This window comes from Streptomyces sp. NPDC060209 (assembly GCF_042728155.1).
Taxonomy (GTDB): Bacteria; Actinomycetota; Actinomycetes; order Streptomycetales; family Streptomycetaceae; genus Streptomyces.
Window position 1 is genome coordinate 1 of record NZ_JBHWZS010000435.1, and the last position, 5775, is coordinate 5775.

General features: G+C 71.8%; 1 protein-coding gene. It reads right to left on the bottom strand.

The features are described from left to right. Positions 1–5420 (bottom strand): beta-ketoacyl synthase N-terminal-like domain-containing protein (locus ACFWFI_RS40435; RefSeq protein ID WP_387400586.1); only part of this gene is annotated, 5420 nt, incomplete at its 3' end. Positions 5421–5775 lie beyond the last annotated feature (355 nt).

Here is a 5775-nt window from a genome sequence, read left to right on the forward strand (position 1 = left end):
GACGCGTAGTCCACCGGAACCCGACGAACCCGGACGCCCTCGGACTCATACGCGGCAATGAGCTGATCCAGCGCATCGGGGTCACCCGCCACGACGACCGATGACGGGCCGTTGACCGCTGCGAGTTCCACCCCGGAGCCGAGGCGTTCACCCACCCGGTCCACGGGAAGAGCCACTGACACCATCCCGCCGCGGCCGGCCAGACCACCCGCGATCGCACGGCTGCGCAACACCACGACCCGGGCCGCGTCCTCCAACGACAGAACACCCGCCACATGCGCCGCCGCGATCTCACCCTGCGAATGCCCCACCACCGCATCCGGACGCACCCCGAACGACTCCCACACCCGAGCCAACGCCACCATCACCGCGAACGACACCGGCTGCACCACATCCACCCGGTCCAACGACGCAGCACCCTCCACACCCCGCACCACATCCAGAACCGACCACCCACTCACCCCACCCAGCACACCACTGACCTCCGTCAGCACCCGCGCGAACACCGGCGAGGAATCCAGCAGATCCCGGCCCATCCCCACCCACTGCGAACCCTGACCCGGAAACACGAACACCGACCGACCCGACACATCCGCCACACCCGACACCACCGACCCACCAGCAACATCACCCCGGGCCAACGCCGACACACCCGCCAACACACCACCACGATCCCCAGCAACCACCACCGCCCGGTGCTCCAGACCCGCCCGCCCCACAGCAAGCGAATGACCCACCTCAGCAAGGCCCACGCCCGGACGCCCGGCGAAGTCCCGGAGCCGCTCGGCCTGGGCTCGTAGGGCGTCCGCTGTGCGGGCCGACACCACCCACGGCACGGCCGTGGGCTCGGACGTGGGTGCTGTGTCCTGCGGCTCCCCGGACGTGAGCACGGGAGCCTGCTCCAGGATCACGTGGGCGTTCGTCCCACTCACCCCGAACGAGGACACGCCAGCCCTGCGCGGACGGTCGACCTCCGGCCACGACCTGGACTCCGTCAACAGCTCCACAGCCCCCGACGACCAGTCCACCTTCGACGACGGTTCATCCACATGCAGCGTCCTCGGCAACACACCATGCCGGATCGCCTGCACCATCTTGATGATCCCCGCAGCACCCGCCGCAGCCTGGGCGTGCCCGATGTTGGACTTCAACGACCCCAGCCAGAGCGGCTGGTCCTGCGCACGGCCCTGGCCGTACGTCGCCAGCAGCGCCTGCGCCTCGATCGGGTCACCCAACGTCGTCCCGGTCCCGTGGCCCTCCACCGCATCGACATCCGTGGCCGACAGCTGCGCGCCGGCGAGTGCCTCTCGGATCACCCGCTCCTGCGAGGGTCCGTTAGGTGCCGTCAGTCCGTTGGACGCGCCGTCCTGGTTGACCGCCGACCCCCGCACCACCGCCAGCACCTCATGACCCAGCCGCCGCGCATCCGACAGCCGCTCCAGGAGCAGTACCCCGGCCCCTTCGGACCAGGCGGTGCCGTCGGCGCCGTCGGCGTAGGGCTTGCAGCGGCCGTCGGCCGCCAGGGCACGCTGCCGGGAGAACTCCACGAAGGAGGTGGGCCGGGACATCACGGCCACACCACCGGCGAGGGCCATCGTGCACTCACCGTTGGTCAGGGCCTGCGCCGCCAGATGCAACGCCACCAGCGACGACGAGCACGCCGTGTCCACCGTGACGGCAGGGCCCTCCAGGCCGAGGGTGTACGCGACGCGGCCGGAGGCGACACTGCCCGCGTTGCCCGTGCCGAGGTAGCCCTCGAGGCCGTCCGGGACGCGGGAGAGTCCGCTGGCGTAGTCGTGGTACATCACGCCGGTGTAGACGCCGACCTTGCTGCCGTGCAGCGAGGTCGGATCGATGCCCGCCCGCTCGAACACCTCCCACGACACCTCCAGCAGCAACCGCTGCTGCGGGTCCATCGCCAGCGCCTCACGCGGCGATATGTCGAAGAATCCCGCGTCGAAGGAGCCCGCGTCGTGCAGGAAGCCACCGTGTCTGACGTACGACGTGCCGGCCCGGTCGGGATCCGGGTCGTACAGGGCGTCCAGGTCCCAGCCCCGGTCGGCGGGGAAGGGGGAGATCGCGTCCACGCCGTCGGATACCAGCCGCCACAGCTGGTCGGGGGACGTGACTCCGCCCGGCAGCCGGCAGCCCATCCCCACGATGGCGATGGGGTCGTCGGCCGGGTCCGTGCGGCGCGCCCGGACCGCGGGTGCGGAGGCTGCGGTGCGCCCCGGCCGGTGGCCTCCGAGCAGGCGGACGCGGAGGTGGCGGGCGACGGCGGCGGGGGTCGGGTGGTCGAAGGCCAGGGTGACCGGGAGGTGCAGGCCGGTGGACGTGGTGAGGCGGTTGCGGAGCTCGACGGCGGTGAGCGACGTGAATCCGAGGTCCTTGAACGGCCGGTCGGCCCGCGCGGTACCGCCCGGGTCCTGGTGCACCTGGCCGACCTCGCCGCGTACGAGGTCGAGCAGGAGACGGTCCTGGTCGGCCTCGGTGAGGCCGGCGAGCCGTCGGCGCAGCTCCGCGGACGTCGCGTTGTCCGGTGCGGAGTTGCGGGCGGGGGCGTCGATCAGGCCGCGCAGGGGCGGCGCGATCGTCGACGGGTCCAAGGTGGCGCCGCCGAGGGTCTCGTTGTCCAGCCGCATGACGATGAGCGATGTCCGGTCGGCGAGGTGCGCGGCGTCGAACATGGCGGTGCTCTGCTGTTCGGTGAGCCGCCCGAGTCCTGCCGGAGCCGCCCGGCCGTCTCCTTCGAACGGGCCGGTGCGCAGGGAGAGCGCGGGAAGACCGCGGGCGGCGCGGTGCTGCACGAGGGCGTCGAGGAAGACGCCGGCCGCCGCCTCGTCGCTGTGCTCGGCGGAGCCGAGTGCGCCGGTGGCCGACGAATAGACCACGAATGCGGACAGGTCGGTGCCCACGGTGAGTTCGTGGAGGTTGAGCGCGCCATCCAGAGTGGCCTTGAGCTCGCGGGCGACGGCGCCCGGTGTGTGGACGACGGCGTTCGGCCGGTGCCCGGTTCGGGCCAGCAGGGTGGCGAGGTCCTCCCGGTCGGCGATGTCGCAGGCGGAGAGCGTCACCTCGGCGCCGCGCGCGGTCAGTTCGGCCGCGAGAGCGGCGGCGGTGCGGTCGGCTGCGCCGCGCTCGCTGATGAGGAGCAGACGACGGACTCCGTGTCCGCCGACGAGGTGACGGGCCACGGCGGCGGCGGTCGGGCCGTCGGCGCCGGTGACCAGCACCGTACGCCCGGAGTCGAAGGCGGCGGGCTGCTCGGGGTCGGCGACGGCGGACACCCGTGAGGCCCTGGGACGCAGGGGGACCCCTGAACGTACGACGATCTGGGGCTCTCCCGAGGCCACGGCGTCGGCCAGGGCGGGCGCCGGGTCGTCGTCGATGTCCAGGTCGATGAGGACGAGCCGGCCGGGGTGTGAGGTCTGGGCGCTGCGGACGACGCCCCACAGCGGAGCCTGGATCAGGTCGGTGACGTCGTCCTCGGCACCTACGGCGACGGCCCCTCGGGTGGCGATGACGAGGGTGGAGGCCGTGGTCCGGACGTCCGCCAGCCAGGCCTCCAGCTGCCCGGTGAGTACGCGGACGGTGTTCTGCACCGCTTCGGGGAGCGGTGCGGACCTGCGGACTCCGGCTCCGCAGGACAGAACGACGACGTCAGGGACGTGGGCGTCGGTGCCGGCGGCGCCTTGCAGCGCGTCGAGCGTCGGGTGCTGGTCGACGGTCTGTCCGAGCCCCCGCAGATGGTCGGTGACGCCGAAGGCGTCGGCCCCGATGACGGCCCAGTTCCGGGCGGGCGGCTGCGGTGCGGGGACGGAGGAGAGGGGGATCCAGTCGAGCCGGAAGAGCTGCTCGTAGTGGCTTCCGTTGGCGGCGCGCAGCCGGGCGGGGCGTTCGAGCAGCACATGGCGGGTGATCTTGCCGGATGCGGTGCGGGGGATCCGGTCGATCTCGTAGAGCTCCTCGGGCACCTTGAAGTAGGACAGCCGGTCACGGCAGGCGGTGAGGAGCGCCTCGGGGTCGATGCCCTCCGTGCCGGGTACGAGGAAGGCCACGGGAACTTCGCCGAGGACGTCGTGGGGCTTGCCCACGACGGCGACGTCGGCGACGCCGGGGACGGAGCGCAGGACCTCCTCGACCTCTCCGGGGTGGATGTTCTCTCCTCCGCGGATGATGAGTTCCTTGATGCGGCCGGTGATGGTGAAGTAGCCGGAGCCGTCCCGCCGGGCCAGATCGCCGGTGTGGTACCAGCCGTCCCGCAGGGCTTCCGCGGTGGCTTCCGGCTGGTTGTGGTAGCCGAGCATGACGCTCGGTCCCCGGACCCAGACCTCGCCCTCTTCGCCCTCCGTGGCGTCCAGGCCGGTCTCCGGGTCCACGATGCGCACGCCCAGGCCCGGTACGGGCAGCCCGCAGGAGCCTTCGACCCGGGCGCCGGTGGGCCAGTTGACGGTGATGGAGCCGCAGGTCTCGGTGCTGCCGTAGGCGTCCAGCAGGGGTGCGGCGAACGCCTCCTCGAAGGACCGGCGCAGCGCCGCGGTGGTGACGGCCCCGCCGACGAGGCACATGCGGAGATCGGGGGCGTCGAACCCCTCCTCCTGTGCGGCGCGGACCAGTTGGTGGTACATCGTGGGGACCCCGGCCAGGAAGGTCGAGGATTCCTCGCGCAGGGCGTCGAGTACGTCGGCGGCGGCGAATCCGTCGACGATGCGTGCGGTGGCGCCGACCGCTGTCACGCCCAGGACGCACACGATGTGGGAGAGGCTGTGGAAGAGGGGCAGGGGCCAGAGGACCCGGTCGTCCGCGCTGAGCGCGGGGATGGGTACGTAGCAGGCGGCCACGGACCAGAGGCAGTTGCGCTGGGTGGACAGGACGCCTTTGGGGCGTCCCGTCGTACCGGAGGTGTAGAGCATCCACGCGGGGTCGTCGAGGCCGAGGTCGTCCCGGGCGGGTGTCGCCGGTGCCGTGGAGGCGAGTTCCTCGAACGAATCGGCGCCGGCGGGCACGCCCAGGTCGCCCGTGACCAGGATCCTCAGGTCGGTACGGCTGCCCAGGAGCGCGGCCAGCTGCTCCGCGCGGGCAGGATCCGTGATCACGGCGCGGGCGCCGCTGTCGTCGAGGAGGTAGGTCAGCTCCGCCTCGGTGACTCGCGGGTTCAGGGGTACCCCGATGACCCCGGCCCGGGTGAGGGCCAGGTAGCTCTCCACGGTCTCCACGCTGTTGCCCAGCAGGATGGCCGCCCGGTCACCGGGGTGCAGACGGCGTTCGGCGAGGTGTCCGGCGAGGTGCCGGGTGCGCAGTTCGAGTTCGGCGTACGTCACGCTCCGTACGGAGTCCCGGAATGCGACCTTGTCACCGAATTCACGGGCGTGCTCCGCCAGCAGTTCGGGCAGCGGTCGAATGAGCTCCGTGCGCAACATTGCCTTCACATCCCTTGATAGCGTGGAACGCCTCGACAATTACGCCGGCGTACGGCACCACGTGCGGCATACCGTGTTCGGCGCCACGGGCGGCCATGCACAGGGCACCGTTCGGGGCGAAGGCGAAATGCGAGCAGAGCTCACAGAACCGCCCGGCATAATGTCGTTCGCATGCTCAGTCTTGTCGCGCGGAAGGCCGGGTCTTCCCCTAACCAACCCCCTAAGTCGGCCCTTACTGCCGAGGGGTTCCGGAACGGCGCGCGGCCCCGGCACTGGAATGTGCCGGGGCCGCCGGGGGGTAGGGGTTGCGGGGGGCCGCGGCAGGCCGGGAGGCTCTGCGGGGACAGCGCCCGCC